The organism is Collinsella sp. TF12-2AT (assembly GCF_003436735.1).
Taxonomy (GTDB): Bacteria; Actinomycetota; Coriobacteriia; order Coriobacteriales; family Coriobacteriaceae; genus Collinsella.
Window position 1 is genome coordinate 182,877 of the sequence record NZ_QSQK01000002.1, and the last position, 14,173, is coordinate 197,049.

Annotated in this window: 18 protein-coding genes and 1 pseudogene; 18 read left to right on the plus strand and 1 reads right to left on the minus strand. The window is 60.1% G+C overall.

The window, feature by feature from the left end:
• Positions 1-7: 7 nt before the first annotated feature.
• The 17 genes and pseudogenes from DXD24_RS02690 (at position 8) to rplX (ending at position 12,524) form a co-directional block, all read left to right on the plus strand.
• On the plus strand, positions 8-1,351 hold the full coding sequence (locus DXD24_RS02690) for an acetyl/propionyl/methylcrotonyl-CoA carboxylase subunit alpha (protein WP_035137491.1): 1,344 nt from the start codon (positions 8-10) through the stop codon (positions 1,349-1,351).
• Positions 1,338-3,062, plus strand: coding sequence for an acetyl-CoA carboxylase, carboxyltransferase subunit beta (gene accD / locus DXD24_RS02695; RefSeq protein ID WP_117646098.1), 1,725 nt, complete (start codon positions 1,338-1,340; stop codon positions 3,060-3,062). The genes DXD24_RS02690 and accD overlap by 14 nt, the downstream gene beginning before the upstream one ends.
• Before the next feature lie 40 nt (positions 3,063-3,102).
• Positions 3,103-4,317 carry a PTS transporter subunit EIIC gene (locus DXD24_RS02700; protein WP_158550127.1) on the plus strand — a complete coding sequence of 405 codons (1,215 nt, stop codon included), beginning with the start codon at positions 3,103-3,105 and terminating at the stop codon, positions 4,315-4,317.
• Between the two features lie 149 nt (positions 4,318-4,466).
• Positions 4,467-5,621 (plus strand): cation diffusion facilitator family transporter, encoded by a 1,155-nt coding sequence (locus DXD24_RS02705; protein ID WP_117646100.1) that lies wholly within the window; start codon positions 4,467-4,469, stop codon positions 5,619-5,621.
• 39 nt (positions 5,622-5,660) lie between these two features.
• On the plus strand, positions 5,661-6,287 hold the full coding sequence (locus tag DXD24_RS02710) for a histidine phosphatase family protein (RefSeq protein ID WP_117646101.1): 627 nt from the start codon (positions 5,661-5,663) through the stop codon (positions 6,285-6,287).
• 448 nt (positions 6,288-6,735) lie between these two features.
• Positions 6,736-7,356 carry a 50S ribosomal protein L3 gene (rplC, locus tag DXD24_RS02715; protein ID WP_117646102.1) on the plus strand — a complete coding sequence of 207 codons (621 nt, stop codon included), beginning with the start codon at positions 6,736-6,738 and terminating at the stop codon, positions 7,354-7,356.
• 46 nt (positions 7,357-7,402) lie between these two features.
• A complete protein-coding gene (gene rplD, locus DXD24_RS02720) occupies positions 7,403-8,029 on the plus strand; it encodes a 50S ribosomal protein L4 (protein ID WP_006235032.1) in 627 nt (208 codons plus the stop codon).
• Positions 8,030-8,317 (plus strand): 50S ribosomal protein L23, encoded by a 288-nt coding sequence (gene rplW / locus DXD24_RS02725; RefSeq protein ID WP_006235033.1) that lies wholly within the window; start codon positions 8,030-8,032, stop codon positions 8,315-8,317.
• 179 nt (positions 8,318-8,496) lie between these two features.
• Positions 8,497-9,327: a 50S ribosomal protein L2 gene (rplB, locus tag DXD24_RS02730; protein WP_055250219.1), complete on the plus strand. Its 831-nt coding sequence runs from the start codon at positions 8,497-8,499 to the stop codon at positions 9,325-9,327.
• Between the two features lie 32 nt (positions 9,328-9,359).
• Entirely contained in the window at positions 9,360-9,620 is a 261-nt protein-coding gene (gene rpsS, locus DXD24_RS02735) for a 30S ribosomal protein S19 (RefSeq protein WP_006235035.1), read from the plus strand.
• Between the two features lie 14 nt (positions 9,621-9,634).
• Positions 9,635-10,006: a 50S ribosomal protein L22 gene (gene rplV, locus DXD24_RS02740; RefSeq protein WP_006235036.1), complete on the plus strand. Its 372-nt coding sequence runs from the start codon at positions 9,635-9,637 to the stop codon at positions 10,004-10,006.
• 6 nt (positions 10,007-10,012) lie between these two features.
• The gene (gene rpsC / locus DXD24_RS02745) at positions 10,013-10,723 is read left to right on the plus strand and encodes a 30S ribosomal protein S3 (RefSeq protein WP_006235037.1); all 711 of its coding nucleotides are present in this window, start codon (positions 10,013-10,015) and stop codon (positions 10,721-10,723) included.
• A pseudogene (rplP, locus tag DXD24_RS02750) lies at positions 10,723-11,118 on the plus strand (50S ribosomal protein L16); the annotation flags it as partial. The gene rpsC and the pseudogene rplP, both read left to right, overlap by 1 nt.
• Before the next feature lie 107 nt (positions 11,119-11,225).
• Entirely contained in the window at positions 11,226-11,441 is a 216-nt protein-coding gene (rpmC, locus tag DXD24_RS02755; protein ID WP_006235039.1) for a 50S ribosomal protein L29, read from the plus strand.
• A 16-nt stretch (positions 11,442-11,457) separates the two neighbouring features.
• Positions 11,458-11,718: a 30S ribosomal protein S17 gene (gene rpsQ / locus DXD24_RS02760; RefSeq protein WP_006235040.1), complete on the plus strand. Its 261-nt coding sequence runs from the start codon at positions 11,458-11,460 to the stop codon at positions 11,716-11,718.
• 118 nt (positions 11,719-11,836) lie between these two features.
• Positions 11,837-12,205, plus strand: coding sequence for a 50S ribosomal protein L14 (gene rplN, locus DXD24_RS02765; protein ID WP_006235041.1), 369 nt, complete (start codon positions 11,837-11,839; stop codon positions 12,203-12,205).
• A 13-nt stretch (positions 12,206-12,218) separates the two neighbouring features.
• Complete coding sequence (gene rplX / locus DXD24_RS02770; protein ID WP_006235043.1) at positions 12,219-12,524, plus strand: 50S ribosomal protein L24; 306 nt, start codon at positions 12,219-12,221, stop codon at positions 12,522-12,524.
• A gap of 768 nt (positions 12,525-13,292) precedes the next feature.
• On the opposite strand, the gene DXD24_RS10230 is transcribed toward rplX, so the two are convergent.
• Positions 13,293-13,394 carry an IS3 family transposase gene (locus DXD24_RS10230; RefSeq protein ID WP_231501554.1) on the minus strand — a complete coding sequence of 34 codons (102 nt, stop codon included), beginning with the start codon at positions 13,392-13,394 and terminating at the stop codon, positions 13,293-13,295.
• Between the two features lie 329 nt (positions 13,395-13,723).
• On the opposite strand from DXD24_RS10230, the gene DXD24_RS02780 reads away from it, so the two are divergent.
• Entirely contained in the window at positions 13,724-14,068 is a 345-nt protein-coding gene (locus tag DXD24_RS02780; RefSeq protein ID WP_233502308.1) for a 5'-methylthioadenosine/S-adenosylhomocysteine nucleosidase, read from the plus strand.
• Positions 14,069-14,173 lie beyond the last annotated feature (105 nt).

Here is a 14,173-nt window from a genome sequence, read left to right on the forward strand (position 1 = left end):
AGGCTTCATGTTCGATAAAGTGCTCATCGCCAACCGCGGCGAAGTCGCGGTCCGTGTTATCCGCGCGTGCCGTGATATGGGCATCAAGACCGTCGCTGTTTATTCCACGGCCGATGCGGACGCGCTGCACGTGCAGCTTGCCGACGAGGCGTATTGCATCGGCGGCCCGCGTCTTGCCGAGAGCTACCTCAACGACGATGCCGTGCTTACCTGTGCCGTAAAGTCGGGAGCTAAGGCAATTCATCCCGGCTACGGCTTTTTCTCCGAGAAGGCGAGCTTCGTGCGCGACTGCGACAAGTATGGCCTGGCGTTTGTCGGTCCTTCGGCCGAGGTGATCGACAGCATGGGCGACAAGGACGCCGCACGTCGAACGGCTGCCGCGGCGGGCGTGCCCATCGTACCGGGCTGCGATTTGCTCAAAAGCCCCGAGGAGGCGACGGCCGAGGCCGAGCGCATTGGCTGCCCCGTGCTTATTAAGGCGCGTGCAGGTGGCGGCGGTCGCGGCATTCGCAAGGTCGAGCGCGTGGAAGATGCGGCAAAGGCGTTCATCGAGGCGCGTGCCGAGGGCGAGGCCGTTTTTGGCGACGGCGAGTGCTACATGGAGAAGTTCGTCGCGCCGGCGCATCACGTTGAGGTGCAGATTATGGCCGATAAGCAGGGCCATGTGTTTTCGCTCGGCGAGCGCGAGTGCTCGGTGCAGCGGCGCAACCAAAAGCTAATCGAGGAGAGCCCCGCGCCGTGCCTCGACGGACACGACGACATTCGTGCTCGCATGCACAAGGCAGCGCGTGACCTGGCTCGTGCCGTCGGCTACGAAGGAGCCGGTACCATCGAGTTCCTGTATTCGGACGACGGCAATTTCTACTTTATGGAAATGAACACGCGCTTGCAGGTGGAGCATCCGGTTACGGAGTTTGTGACCGATACCGACTTGGTCAAGTGGCAGCTGCGCGTGGCAGCCGGCCAGCCTCTGCCCTTTGAGCAGGAGGACATGCCGGTCCGCAACCACGCCATGGAGTGCCGCATCAATGCCGAAACGCCGGACTTTCTGCCGTCATGCGGAACGGTCACCGCGTTGCGTGTGCCGGGTGGTCCGCGCGTGCGCTGGGATTCCGCCATGTTTACCGGTGCGAAAGTTCCGCCGTACTACGACTCCATGCTTGGCAAGCTCATCGTGTGTGCGCCCACGCGTGACGGCGCCATTCGCAAGATGCGCTCGGCCCTGGGCGAGCTCGTGATTGAGGGCGTGAGCGAAAACAGCGAACTGCAGCTCGACGTGCTGGCAAACGATGAGTTCTTGTCGGGCATGTACCACACCGATCTGATGGGGCATCTCTATGCTGATGAATAGAAAAGCGAAGACGGTCAACGTCCTCGAGGGGCCGATGACCGAGTCGTGCGCCGAGTTTCCCGCGCGCCACGTGTTTATCAAGTGCCCGGAGTGCCGTCGTGTGATCGATGAGGCGCGCCTGCACGACAACCTTGAGGTCTGCCCTCGTTGCGGCAAGCATTTTCGCGTGAGCGGGCGCGACCGTATGCGCATGACGGTTGACGAGGGCACGTTTGAGGAATGGGATGCCAATCTGGCGTCGGAGGACTTCCTCTCGTTTCCCGGTTATGCAGACAAGCTCAAGGGCGCGGTCGAGCGTTCGGGCGAGCGCGATGCCGTTGTGTGCGGCAGGGGTAAAATCTGCGGCTGCGATACGGCGCTCTTCTTTATGGATGCCAACTTTATGATGGGCTCGATGGGCTCCGTGGTGGGCGAGAAGATCTGCCGCACATTTGAGCATGCGATCGAGCTGGGATTGCCAGTTGTCGGCTTTACCGTTTCGGGTGGTGCGCGCATGCAAGAGGGCGTGACATCGCTTATGCAGATGGCCAAGATTTCTGCGGCGGTTAGGCGCCACAGCGAGGCGGGCGGCCTGTATATCACGGTGCTCACCGACCCCACGACCGGCGGCGTAACCGCGAGCTTTGCCATGGAGGGCGACATTATCCTGGCCGAGCCCGATGCCCTGACGGCATTTGCCGGCCCGCGCGTGATCGAGCAGAACATGCATAAGCGCTTGCCCAAGGGGTTCCAGCGTTCCGAGTTTTTGCTGGAGCACGGCTTTTGCGATGCCGTTGTTCCGCGTGGCGAGATTGCGCTCACGGTAGGCGAGCTGCTGGCGTTGCACAAAGGACACGCACCCGGCCTGGGGGCACCGCATGAGATTGTGCATACGGGTCGCCGCGGCAAAAAGCTGGGACACTTGTTTAAGCGCTCGGCCGCACCAAAAACCGCGCTCGAGATTGTCAAACAGACCCGCTCGGCAGATCGCGCCACGGCAGGCGAGATGATCTCGCTGGGCCTGGATGGATTTGTGGAGCTGCACGGCGACCGCTACTTTGGCGACGACGCCGCTGTGGTGGCTGGCATTGGCTGGAAAGACGGGCGCCCCGTAACGGTCATCGCCATCGAGCGCGGCACCACGACCAAAGAGCGCATGCGTCGCAACTTTGGCATGGCACATCCCGAGGGCTACCGCAAAGCGCGTCGCCTTATGCGCCAGGCCGAAAAGTTTGGTCGACCGGTTCTGTGCCTGGTCGATACTTCGGGCGCGTTTTGCGGCATCGGTGCCGAGGAACGCGGCCAGGGCGAGGCGATTGCCCAGAATCTCATGGAGATGAGCGGCCTTAAGACGCCGATTGTCTCGGTGGTGACAGGCGAGGGCGGCTCTGGTGGCGCGCTGGCGCTATCCGTGGCCGACCGCATCCTGATGCTCTCGAGCTCGGCCTATTCGGTCGTGAGCCCCGAGGCCTGTGCGTCGATCCTATGGAAGGATACCGACCGCGCGAATGAGGCCGCCGAGGCGCTGAAGCTCACGGCTCCCGATCTGTTGGCGCTCGGCATCATCGACGGCATTGTTGACGATAGGGGCCTGTCGCATGAGGAGATCGCCGGTGCCGTCATGTCCTCGGCATTTGATGCCTTCGATACGCTTGGGCAGCTCGACGAGGCGACCCTCACAAACCTCCGCTACGAAAAGTACCGCGCAATCGGTCAGTACCGCACGATGTGACAAAGGGGCAGCCCGCATGTCACATTGGGAAAGGCGTTCCATGTCACAAGTTTCCAACACCACGTTTGCAACGACGGTTTCATCAAACGCCATGGCCGTGGTGGACTATCTGTCCAAAAGCATGATGTCGGCGCTGCCGTTTATTGTTTGCGCGGCGTTGTTCCGCACCGTCGCCGTCATTATGGGCGAGGGGATGCTGGGCCTGTGGTCTGCCGATTCCGAAATCTATCGCCTGTTCTACAGTTGGCTCTATAACGCCGGCTACTACTTTTTGCCCATTTATCTTGGTTGGGCGGCCGCCCGCCAGCTCGGTTGCTCGGAGCAGCTGGGCATGATGCTGGGCGGCGTATTGATTGCACCCGATCTGCTTAAGCTCGTTGATGCCGCCTCGACGACGGGGGCATCGATGACTTCCGTGTATGGTCTGCTTCCCGCGCCGGTCAACGATTACACGACGACTGTTATTCCGGTTCTCATCTCGGTGCCCGTGCTATGGCGAGTGGAGTGTTTCTTTAAGCGCGTTATCCCTAAGGCCGTGGCGTTTTCGTTCGTTCCGTTTGCAACCATGCTTGTCATGGTTCCGGTTTCGCTGTGCATTACGGCGCCGGCGGGCAGCTATCTGGGCATGCTGTTGGGCCAGCTTATGTTTATGCTTGGCAATTCCGGTGGCATCGTGTCGCTGCTCACGCTTATGGGGCTTGCCGCTGGCTGGGAGTTCCTAAAGATCGCGGGCGTCAGCAATGTTGTCCTATCGCTTGCGTACGCGCAGTTTATGAGTGTGGGAACGGATTCGTGCATCCTGATCGCCGCGACAATGGCAACGTTCGCTGTTTGGGGCATGCCCTTTGGCGCTGCGCTTCGCATTGCGAATGAGGACGAGAAGGCGCTCATGCTGGGCTATTCAATCTCGGGCGTGCTTGGCGGCGTAAGCGAGCCGGCGCTGTACGGTTGCGGCTTTAAATATGGCAGGTGCCTGACGTGCATGGCCATTGGCGGCGCCGTCGGAGGCCTTGTTGCGGCCGTGGGCCACGTTACGGCCTATACCATCGGCATGACGAATGTCCTCATGGTCATTGGCTTTGCCACGGGCGGTATTTCGAACCTGCTGTGGTGCTGCGCTGCCGGCGGCACGGCATTTGCGGTGTCTGCGGCGCTGAGCTACTGCTTTGGCGTGGTGCCGACGAAGGAGCAGACGGCAGAAGACGAAGCCGATTCGCCCGAAACAGTGGTGAGCGCTGCTGAAGCAAGCGCATAGACCTGTGCGACAAAAGGACGATTCCATTGTCATGTTCCAAGGCCGCGGCTCGTGTGGGTTGCGGCCTTTTGTATCTGGGGGACAAAGTGGCTACACTACAATCCGTTTGAGCAATAGATATATGGGTAGTGCCGTGGGGGCGGATATAGATGGTCGAGTGGATTGTTCGTCGTGCGCAGGGTGACCGTGCGCGCGTGGGCACGTTGACGGGCGTGGTGTGTATTCTCGCTAATGTTGCACTTTGTGCTGCGAAGGGCGCAATTGGCGTGCTGTCGGGATCGGTTTCGATTGTGGCGGACGCCATGAACAACTTGTCCGATGCCAGCTCGAATATCGTGAGCGTGCTGGGCTTTAAGCTGGCGAGCAAGCCGGCCGATCCCGAGCATCCTTACGGACATGGTCGCTACGAGTATCTTTCTGGCCTGGTCGTGGCGGCGCTCGTGCTGCTGATCGGCCTTGAGCTTATCAAGTCCTCGTTTGAGCGCATCATCCACCCCGAACCTGTCGAGTTCTCGCTTGCCCTGGTGGCAGTTCTGGCGCTTTCGATGGTTGTAAAGCTGTGGATGGCGGCCCTCAACCAAAAGCTCGGTGATCGCATTGAGTCCGAGACGCTGCATGCGACGGCTCAGGACTCAAAGAACGATGTTCTTGCTACGGGTGCTGTGCTGGCGTGCGCAATTGTTTCGCAGGTGACGCACATCAATCTTGACGCATGGGTCGGTCTTGCCGTTGGCGCCTATATTGGCTGGAGCGGCTTTGAGCTTATCCAAGATACGGTGAGTCCGCTTTTGGGCCAGGCACCCGATCCCAAGTTGGTTAAACACATCCGAGACAAGATCATGAGCTACCCCGGCGTTTTGGGCGTTCATGACCTGATGGTTCACGATTACGGTCCGGGTAGGAAGTTTGCAAGTGCGCACGCCGAGATGGCGGCCGAGGCCAGCCCGCTGGAAAGTCATGACACGCTCGATAACATAGAGCAGTCGTTTAGGGACGAGGACGGCATGATCGTCACGCTCCATTACGATCCCATCGTGACCGACGATTCAAATGTGGCGAGCATGCGCCTGCGCATCAATGCTATGGCTCAAGAGATCGATAGCCGCCTTTCGATTCACGATCTGCGTTGCGTGCCGGGTCCCACGCACACCAATGTGATCTTTGACTGCGTGCGTCCCTCGGATTTGAGCATGGATGCCGAGGACCTAAAACACGCGCTGGCCCAGAGGGTCGAATCGGAATATCCCAAGTCGATTGCCAAGATTACGATCGACGAAGACTACGTAGGGCATACCCACGAATAGGATTGCGCCACGCAAGCTATCGAAGCAGAAGGGGAGAGCATGAAGCGTCTCTATCTACTCCGTCACGGCCAGACGGAATTCAACGTCAAAAAGCTGGTCCAGGGCCGCTGCGATTCACCTTTGACCGACCTGGGCCGCAAACAAGCGGGAATGGCAGCCGCATGGCTCAAAGCCCACAACGTCGTCCCCGACAAAGTGGTCTCCTCACCTTTGGGCCGAGCCATGGCCACGGCAGGCCTCGTCGCAACCGAGCTCCTCGGCCCGGACGCAGCAGTCGAGTCCTGCGAAGGCATCATCGAGCGCTGCTACGGCACCTTCGAAGAAGGCCCCCACGACGCCCTGCCCACCGACGTCTGGGATCCGGGCGAGGACCTGGTCCCCTTCGGAGGAGAGGGAAGCAAAGCGTTACAAGAACGCATGGTAGCCACCCTCACCAATATCATGGGCTCCGAGGGCATCGAAACCCTCTTAGCAGTAAGCCACGGCAGCGCCAGCCGCCAATTCATCAAGGCTGCAGCTCCAGAGGGCTTCGAGCTCCCAGCAAAACTCCCCAACTGCGCCATCATGATCTTCGGTTTTGAAGAGGCAAAGCCACAAGCAGAAGGCGAGCCAATGCAATGCCAGTTCACCCTCCAGCAAATAGTGGACCCTCAACAAAGTAATTAGCTGAGCGAGCAGAGTTAAGCAGACATCAACGTGTCGTCTCCCGAGCTTGGCAGAGGGGCGGCGAAATATATTAAGTTTGTCGCGAGTTCCGCACGCAAAGGAAAGCACTTAATGTGCTTTCCGTCTTGCGCAGGACTGTAGAGCAGCAAACTTAATATATTTCGCCGCCCCTCTGCCAAGCCCAGGCGACTCCACGCACTTTACCTGCGTAAACAATGTGAGTGAAATATGAATCTCGATGGATACGCCCGCAGCCGTGTATACTAAACAGCTGTGTGTAACCAGGGGAGTATTCTGGCTGGACAAAATGCCTGCTTAATAGGGTTGTCAGGTAGTCCGGACGCAATACAAGACTGGGGAGCACGTCGTGTAAGTAGTGGTCCTCTAGGGGCGTACGCTCGGTGGTGTACGCATTGTCCCAAGACCACGCGAGAGTTGGGATCATATCTTGATCAGCATGATTCTCGGCCGCAAGATTGGCATGACCCAGGTTTGGGACGAGGACGACAACGTCGTTCCCGTCACGGTCATCCAGGCTGGCCCCTGCGCTGTCTCGCAGGTTAAAACTCAGGCAACCGACGGCTATGACGCCGTCCAGATCGGTTTCGGCGACATCAAGGCCAAGAACGTGAACAAGCCCATGGCTGGTCACTTCGCCAAGGCCGGCGTCGAGCCTGTCCGCTTCCTTCGTGAGGTCCGCGTCGAGAACGGCGAGGAGCACAAGGTCGGCGAGGTCGTCACCGTCGCTGATTTCGCTGATGTCGAGAAGGTCGACGTCATCGGTACCTCCAAGGGTAAGGGCTTCCAGGGTCGCATCAAGCGCTGGGGTCAGCGCCGCGGTCCTATGACGCATGGTTCTCACTTCCAGCGTCACCCCGGTTCTATCGGTCAGTGCGCCTATCCTGCGCGCGTCCTCAAGGGCGTCAAGATGGCCGGTCACATGGGTAACGAGCGCGTTACCGTCAAGAACCTTTCCGTTGTCCGCATCGATGTCGAGCAGAACCTCATCTTGGTCAAGGGCGCTGTCCCGGGTGCCAAGAATGGTCTCGTCGCCATCCGTATGGCCTAAGGGCCCAGCCCATTTAGCCCAGCGTCATACCAAGGAGAACACTTAAATGGCAAAGTTTGAAGTAAAGAACAGCGAGGGCAAGAAGGTCGCCGAGGCCGAGCTCGCCGCTGAGGTGTACGGCATCGAGCCGAACATCCACGTTATGCACCACATCGTCAAGTGCCAGATGGCCTCTTGGCGTCAGGGCACCCAGTCCGCTAAGGGCCGCTCTGAGGTTTCCGGTGGCGGCAAGAAGCCTTGGCGTCAGAAGGGCACCGGCCGTGCCCGCCAGGGTTCCATCCGTGCTGCCCAGTGGCGTCACGGTGGCGTTGTCTTCGCCCCCAAGCCCCGTTCCTACGCTAAGCGTATGAACAACAAGGAGGTCAAGCTGGCTATGCGCTCCGCGCTGTCCGCCAAGCTGGCCGATGGCGAGCTCGTGCTCGTCGACGACTACGGCTTCGAGAAGCCTTCCACCAAGGCTGCCGTTGCCATGCTCAAGGCTCTTGGCCTTGAGGGCAAGCGTCTGACCATCATCGTTCGCGATGAGGACGTCAACGCCTACCTGTCGTTCCGCAATATTCCCAAGACGTTCATCATCACCGCTGACGAGGCCAACACCTACGATCTCGTCAACAACAACGCTGTGCTGATGCCCGCCGACATCGCCGCTCACTTCGGGGAGGTGCTTGCATAAATGACCGCCCACGAGATCATCATCCGTCCGATCGTGTCCGAGCGTTCCTTCTCCGGCATGGAGCAGAACAAGTACACGTTCGAGGTCGCCAAGGATGCTAACAAGTATCAGATCAAGGACGCTGTCGAGGAGATCTTCGGCGTCAAGGTCGTTCGCGTGAACACCTTGACGGTCAAGCCCAAGACCAAGCGCGTGCGCTATGTCGCCGGCAAGACCCGTTCTTGGAAGAAGGCCATCGTCACGCTGGCCGAGGGCGACACCATCGAGGTCTTTGGCAACCAGGCCTAAGACTCGCTGCTGTTGAGTGAGCTCATGCCTCCCAAATAGGGGAGGCGAGAGCTCAAGGTTTCGGGCGTATAAAATGGACACGCCCGGAACCGTGTATACGTCCGGTGTCATCGCACCCGAGGCAGAACCTCGAATCCCTGTCTGCGATGGCTAACGGATTCCTATTGAAAGGGATTGTAATGGCTGTAAAGCACCTTAAGCCGACCTCCGCTGGTAGGCGTTGGCAGACGATCTCCGATTTCTCTGAGATCACCTGCACCAAGCCCGAGAAGTCCCTTCTCGAGCCCCTGCCCAAGAAGGCCGGTCGTAACAACAACGGCCGCATCACCACCCGCCACCAGGGCGGCGGCGTGAAGCGTCGTTACCGCGTGATCGACTTCAAGCGCAACAAGGACGGCGTGCCCGCCAAGGTTGCCACGATCGAGTACGATCCGAACCGTTCCGCTCGCATCGCTCTGCTGCACTACGCTGACGGTGAGAAGCGCTACATCCTGGCCCCCAAGGGCCTCGAGGTCGGTCAGACCATCATGTCCGGTTCTGACGCCGACATCAAGCCGGGCAACGCCCTGCCCCTCGCCGACATCCCCGTCGGTACGCTCATCCACGCCGTCGAGTTCCAGCCGGGCAAGGGCGCTGCTATCGCCCGTTCCGCCGGTAACTCCTGCCAGCTGATGGGTAAGGAGGGCAAGTACGCTATCGTCCGTATGCCTTCCTCCGAGATGCGCCGCATCCTCGTTACCTGCCGCGCCACCGTCGGTGAGGTCGGCAACGCCGATCACGCCAACATCGTCATCGGCAAGGCCGGCCGTAAGCGTCACATGAACGTGCGCCCGACCGTCCGCGGTACCGTCATGAACCCTGTCGACCACCCGCACGGCGGTGGCGAGGGCAAGAACCACACCTCTGGTCGTCCCTCTGTTACCCCCTGGGGTAAGCCGACGAAGGGCCTTCGTACGCGCAAGAAGAAGAAGGTCTCGAACCAGCACATCATTCGTCGCCGTAAGAAGTAATTTCGGATACCGAGTTTTAGGAGAAAGCACTTATGAGCAGAAGTCTCAAAAAGGGCCCGTTCGTGGAGACTCGCCTTCTCTCGCGTATCACCGCGATGAACGAGGCTGGCAAGAAGGACGTCGTGAAGACCTGGTCCCGCGCGTCCACCATCTTCCCCGAGATGGTTGGTCACACCATCGCCGTCCACGACGGCCGCAAGCATGTGCCCGTGTATGTTACCGAGTCCATGGTTGGTCACAAGCTCGGCGAGTTCGCGCCGACTCGTACGTTCCGTGGCCACAAGGCCAAATAGGGGGTTAACCGTAAATGGCAACTAAGTCTATTGAAACTGAGGCCACCGAGGTTCGCGCCGTCGCTAAGTACGTGCGTGTTTCCCCCAGCAAGGCCCGCCTGGTGGTCGATCTGATCCGCCGCAAGCCTGTCGCTCAGGCCTTCGACATCCTCCACTTCTGCGACCGCGCCGTCGCCGTGGATGTCGAGAAGGTTCTCCGTTCCGCCGTTGCGAACGCCGAGAACAACAACGGTCTGCGTGCCGACAACCTGGTTGTCGCCGCTGCCTATGTTGACGAGGGTCCGACGCTTAAGCGCATCCGTCCCCGCGCCAAGGGTTCCGCTTCTCGCATTCTGAAGCGTACTTCCCACATCACCGTCGTCGTTGCTCCTCGAAAGGAGGCGTAAGGCTGTATGGGTCAGAAAGTCTACCCCACCGGCTTCCGTCTTGGCATCACCGAGAACTGGCGCTCCCGCTGGTTCGCAGAGAAGGATTACGCTAAGACCCTCGGTAACGATCTCGAGATCCGCAAGTACCTCGAGAAGCGTCTTTCCCGCGCAGCTGTCTCTCGCGTCGAGATCGAGCGCGCTGGCGACAAGGTGAAGGTCATCATCCTCACCGCTCGCCCCGGCGTTGTCATCGGTAAGAAGGGTGCCGAGATCGATACCCTCCGCACCGAGCTCGAGAAGGTCGCTGGCGTCTCCAAGGGCCAGCTCTCCGTCGACGTTGTCGAGATCAAACGCCCCGAGCTCGACGCCAACCTCGTTGCTCAGTCTATCGCCGAGCAGCTCGAGGGCCGCGTTGCCTTCCGTCGCGCTATGCGCAAGGCTGTCCAGTCTGCCCGCAAGGCCGGCGCTAAGGGCATCCGTATCCAGTGCTCCGGTCGTCTCGGCGGTGCCGAGATGGGCCGTCGTGAGTGGTACCGCGAGGGTCGCGTGCCTCTGCACACCCTCCGTGCCAAGATCGACTACGGCACGGCTGTCGCCAGCACCACCATGGGCGCTTGCGGCGTGAAGGTCTGGATCTACCTGGGCGAGAAGCTCCCGGGCCAGCCTGTTCCCAACCCTGCACTCGAGGGCTCTTCCCGTCCTCGTCGTCGTAACTCCGAGAGGAGGGGTCAGTAGTGCTTGCCCCTAAGCGTATTCTTCACCGCAAGGTGCAGCGTGGCTCCATGAAGGGCCAGGCCAAGGGTAATACCGAGCTGCATTTCGGCGAGTTTGGTATCCAGGCTCTCGAGGCCCATTGGATCACCAACCGTCAGATCGAGGCCGCTCGTATTGCCATGACCCGCTACATGAAGCGTGGCGGTCGTGTCTACATCACGATCTTCCCCGATAAGCCCATCACCAAGAAGCCTGCCGAGACTCGCATGGGTTCTGGTAAGGGTAACCCCGAGGAGTGGGTGGCCGTCGTCAAGCCCGGCCGCATCATGTTCGAGGTCAAGGGCGTGCCCGAGGAGGTCGCTCGCGAGGCTCTGCGTCTTGCACAGCACAAGCTTCCCATCAAGACCAAGATTGTTGCTGCTAAGAACGCTGAGCAGCGCATCGAGAAGGAGATGGCTGAGGAGGCCGCTCTCGAGGCCAAGTGGGCTGCTGAGGACGCCGCCGCCGCCAAGGAGGAGAACTAATGAAGCCCGCAGAGATTCGTGAGCTCTCGGACGCTCAGCTCGTTGAGAAGCTGAAGGAAATGCGCGCCGAGCTCTTTAACCTTCGTTTCCAGATGGCCACCAGCCAGCTGGACAACACCGCTCGCGTAAACACCGTGAAGAAGGACATCGCTCGCGTCCTCACGGAGCAGCGCGCCCGCGAGATCGCAGCGGAGAAGTCCGCTGTCGCCGAGTAGGACCTAAGGAGAGAACATGACTGATTCGCGTAACTCGCGTAAGGTCCGTACGGGTGTCGTTACCTCCGTCTCCGGTGCCAAGACCATTGTTGTCACCATCACCGAGCGCAAGCGTCACCCCAAGTACGGCAAGATGATGACCAGCTCCAAGAAGCTGCACGCTCACGACGAGGAGTGCACGGCTGGCGTGGGCGATACCGTCCGCGTTATGGAGACCCGTCCTATGTCCAAGATGAAGCGTTGGCGCCTCATCGAGGTCGTCGAGCGCGCTAAATAAGCAGTCGCTCTTACGACTTGTACGTTTCCGAAGATGTGCGTATGCCTGGCTTGCATACCACGGGCCGTATAAAGGCTGCGCACCTCTCTTCGGTTCTTAGTTCGGAGGAACATCTACCATGATTCAGATGCAAACCATGCTGAACGTCGCCGACAACTCCGGCGCTCGCAAGATTCGCTGCATCAAGGTGCTTGGCGGTTCCAAGCGTCGTTATGCAGGCATCGGCGATGTGTTCATCGGTGCTGTCCAGGAGGCTACCCCTGGCGCCAACGTCAAGAAGAAGGACGTTGTCCGTTGCGTCGTCGTTCGCACCGTTAAGGAGATCCGCCGCAAGGATGGCTCCTACATTCGCTTTGATGAGAACGCCTGCGTTGTCATCAACAACGATGGTTCGCCCGTCGGCACCCGTATCTTCGGGCCCGTCGCTCGCGAGCTTCGTGACAAGAAGTACATGAAGATCGTCTCGCTCGCTCCCGAGACCCTGTAGTTAGGGGAGATATATGTATATCAAGAAGGGCGATAAGGTCCAGGTTCTCTCTGGTAAGGATCGCGGCAAGCAGGGCGTTGTCCTGCGTGCTCTCCCCGCCGAGAACAAGGTCGTTGTCGAGGGCGTTTCGGTCGTCAAGAAGGCCGTCAAGCCCAACGCTGCCAACCAGCAGGGCGGCATCGTTTCGCAGGAGGCTCCCATCGACGCCTCCAACGTCAATCTCGTCTGCCCCGAGTGCGGTAAGGTTACCCGCGTCGGTCACGAGAAGGACGGCAAGAACAAGCTGCGCGTCTGCAAGAAGTGCGGCCACAAGTTCTAAGCTGCCCGCAACAGTTAAGTTGCTAGCAAAGGCCCGGATGCCACGGCACCCGGGCCTTTTTCTATCCCCACTCGATGGCTTCGGTTCTGCCGTCCCGTCATTCCGGTTGCATCCAGTTTTCGGTGCCGTCTCGAATCGAGTGCCGCCAGGTGACACCCTGTCGCGTTTCGTCGGCTTCGGGGACAAAAGTCGGGACAACTCCAAAAACTATTTTCGAACTCAGGGCTTTGAGTTTTTGTTTTTGTCCCAAAGGGCGCGGCGGGATGCCTTTGGAGGCTCGATAGCGCCGAAAACGCCCGTTTTGAAACTTAAATGCCTTTTCGCGTGCAAGCCGCCAGCTGCAATAGGAAGTGAATCAACGCAGGTGGCTTTCAAGCAGTTTGCAAAACTGCAGGTCGCAGGTCTTCATTGCCAGTAGGAGAAATGAGTAGTCTCAGGTGGCTTGCCCATGAGTTGACGAACGGGATTTGAGATTACGCTGACGTCCGGAAACGCTTCGAGCACGGCGTTACGTTTTTGGGGTTTGGGCGTAGCCCCTGCACCCGCGAGCGCGGGCCTTAAGCCCGCCGAGAGGGTGACGCGTCGAAAACGAAGGGGAAAGAGAGAAGGGGCCGTCCCTATCATTCAGGTTGCGACCGAAGAAGACAAGGAGACCCCCTGAGCCTGAATGATGCCCCACAGACCGCGTCCGACCGAGCTCAAGCCGAGCTTTTCCTGACGTCCGCCTTCGCGGAGATGATGGCTGGATTGGCTATGGATTGGCAACACTTATTTGGACGATTCCGGGAGGGACGGCCCCGCCTCCCTGAACTCGACCGGCGACATGTAGCCCAGCGTCGAGTGGATCCTGAAGTTGTTGTACCAGTGCACGTAATCCAAGAGCTTGGCTCGGAGCTCGCGCGTCCCTCCTCGGTCCTTCGGAGTGGCCGACGATCTCCCCGTTGCAGAGGTCGACGAGCAGGCAGACGTAGTTCCACGACGTCCCGACGCGCACGCAGGCCAAGTCGCTGCATATATGGGTGCACGGCGCCCTGCCGCCGAAGCCGCGCGCGACGACGTTCGACACGTCGGCCTCGTTGACCGCCCCGGGGTGCGCCTTGAACCTCTTCCTGCCGTATGCGCCGGCCAGGCCGTTCTCCCTCATGATGCGGCAGACGCGGCGCCGGCTGACGGTAACGCCCGACCTCCCGGGCGACGCCTTGATCTTGCGCGATCCGTTCCGGCCCTTGCTGGCGGCGTGCGCCGCCGCGGCCGCCGTCGCCCCCGACATTAAGGTCCTCAAGGGCCGCGTCGTCTCCGGCGACCAGTTCGTCTCGCCCGCGGAACAGAAGGAGCGAATCCTCGCGACCTTCGGCGACCTGTGCTGCGAGATGGAGGGCTGCACCATCGCGCAGGCCGCCTATCTCAACGGCGTGCCCCTCGTCGTCGTGCGCGCCATCAGCGACAAGCCCTGCGCCGAGGGCCGGGTCGTCGACTACAACACCTTCGAGAAGAAGGCCGCCTGCGACTGCGCCCGCATCGCCGCGCGCATGGTTAAGCTTTAGGCCCTGCGCGCCGGGGCCCTTTCCAAAGCGAAGTGTCGAGCCGAAGTGTTGAGCGTCGGCCCTGAATGTTCAATGGCCGTTGTTTTCTGCCCCTCAAGTGGTGGA

Coding starts and splice junctions, on each gene's coding strand:
- rplX (WP_006235043.1), top strand. CDS start 12,219: ATGTATATCAAGAAGGGCGATAAGGTCCAGGTTCTCTCTGGTAAGGAT.
- DXD24_RS02700 (WP_158550127.1), top strand. CDS start 3,103: ATGTCACAAGTTTCCAACACCACGTTTGCAACGACGGTTTCATCAAAC.
- rpsQ (WP_006235040.1), top strand. CDS start 11,458: ATGACTGATTCGCGTAACTCGCGTAAGGTCCGTACGGGTGTCGTTACC.
- rplB (WP_055250219.1), top strand. CDS start 8,497: ATGGCTGTAAAGCACCTTAAGCCGACCTCCGCTGGTAGGCGTTGGCAG.
- DXD24_RS02710 (WP_117646101.1), top strand. CDS start 5,661: ATGAAGCGTCTCTATCTACTCCGTCACGGCCAGACGGAATTCAACGTC.
- rpsS (WP_006235035.1), top strand. CDS start 9,360: ATGAGCAGAAGTCTCAAAAAGGGCCCGTTCGTGGAGACTCGCCTTCTC.
- rplN (WP_006235041.1), top strand. CDS start 11,837: ATGATTCAGATGCAAACCATGCTGAACGTCGCCGACAACTCCGGCGCT.
- DXD24_RS02705 (WP_117646100.1), top strand. CDS start 4,467: ATGGTCGAGTGGATTGTTCGTCGTGCGCAGGGTGACCGTGCGCGCGTG.
- rplW (WP_006235033.1), top strand. CDS start 8,030: ATGACCGCCCACGAGATCATCATCCGTCCGATCGTGTCCGAGCGTTCC.
- rpmC (WP_006235039.1), top strand. CDS start 11,226: ATGAAGCCCGCAGAGATTCGTGAGCTCTCGGACGCTCAGCTCGTTGAG.
- rplV (WP_006235036.1), top strand. CDS start 9,635: ATGGCAACTAAGTCTATTGAAACTGAGGCCACCGAGGTTCGCGCCGTC.
- accD (WP_117646098.1), top strand. CDS start 1,338: ATGCTGATGAATAGAAAAGCGAAGACGGTCAACGTCCTCGAGGGGCCG.
- rplD (WP_006235032.1), top strand. CDS start 7,403: ATGGCAAAGTTTGAAGTAAAGAACAGCGAGGGCAAGAAGGTCGCCGAG.
- rpsC (WP_006235037.1), top strand. CDS start 10,013: ATGGGTCAGAAAGTCTACCCCACCGGCTTCCGTCTTGGCATCACCGAG.
- DXD24_RS02690 (WP_035137491.1), top strand. CDS start 8: ATGTTCGATAAAGTGCTCATCGCCAACCGCGGCGAAGTCGCGGTCCGT.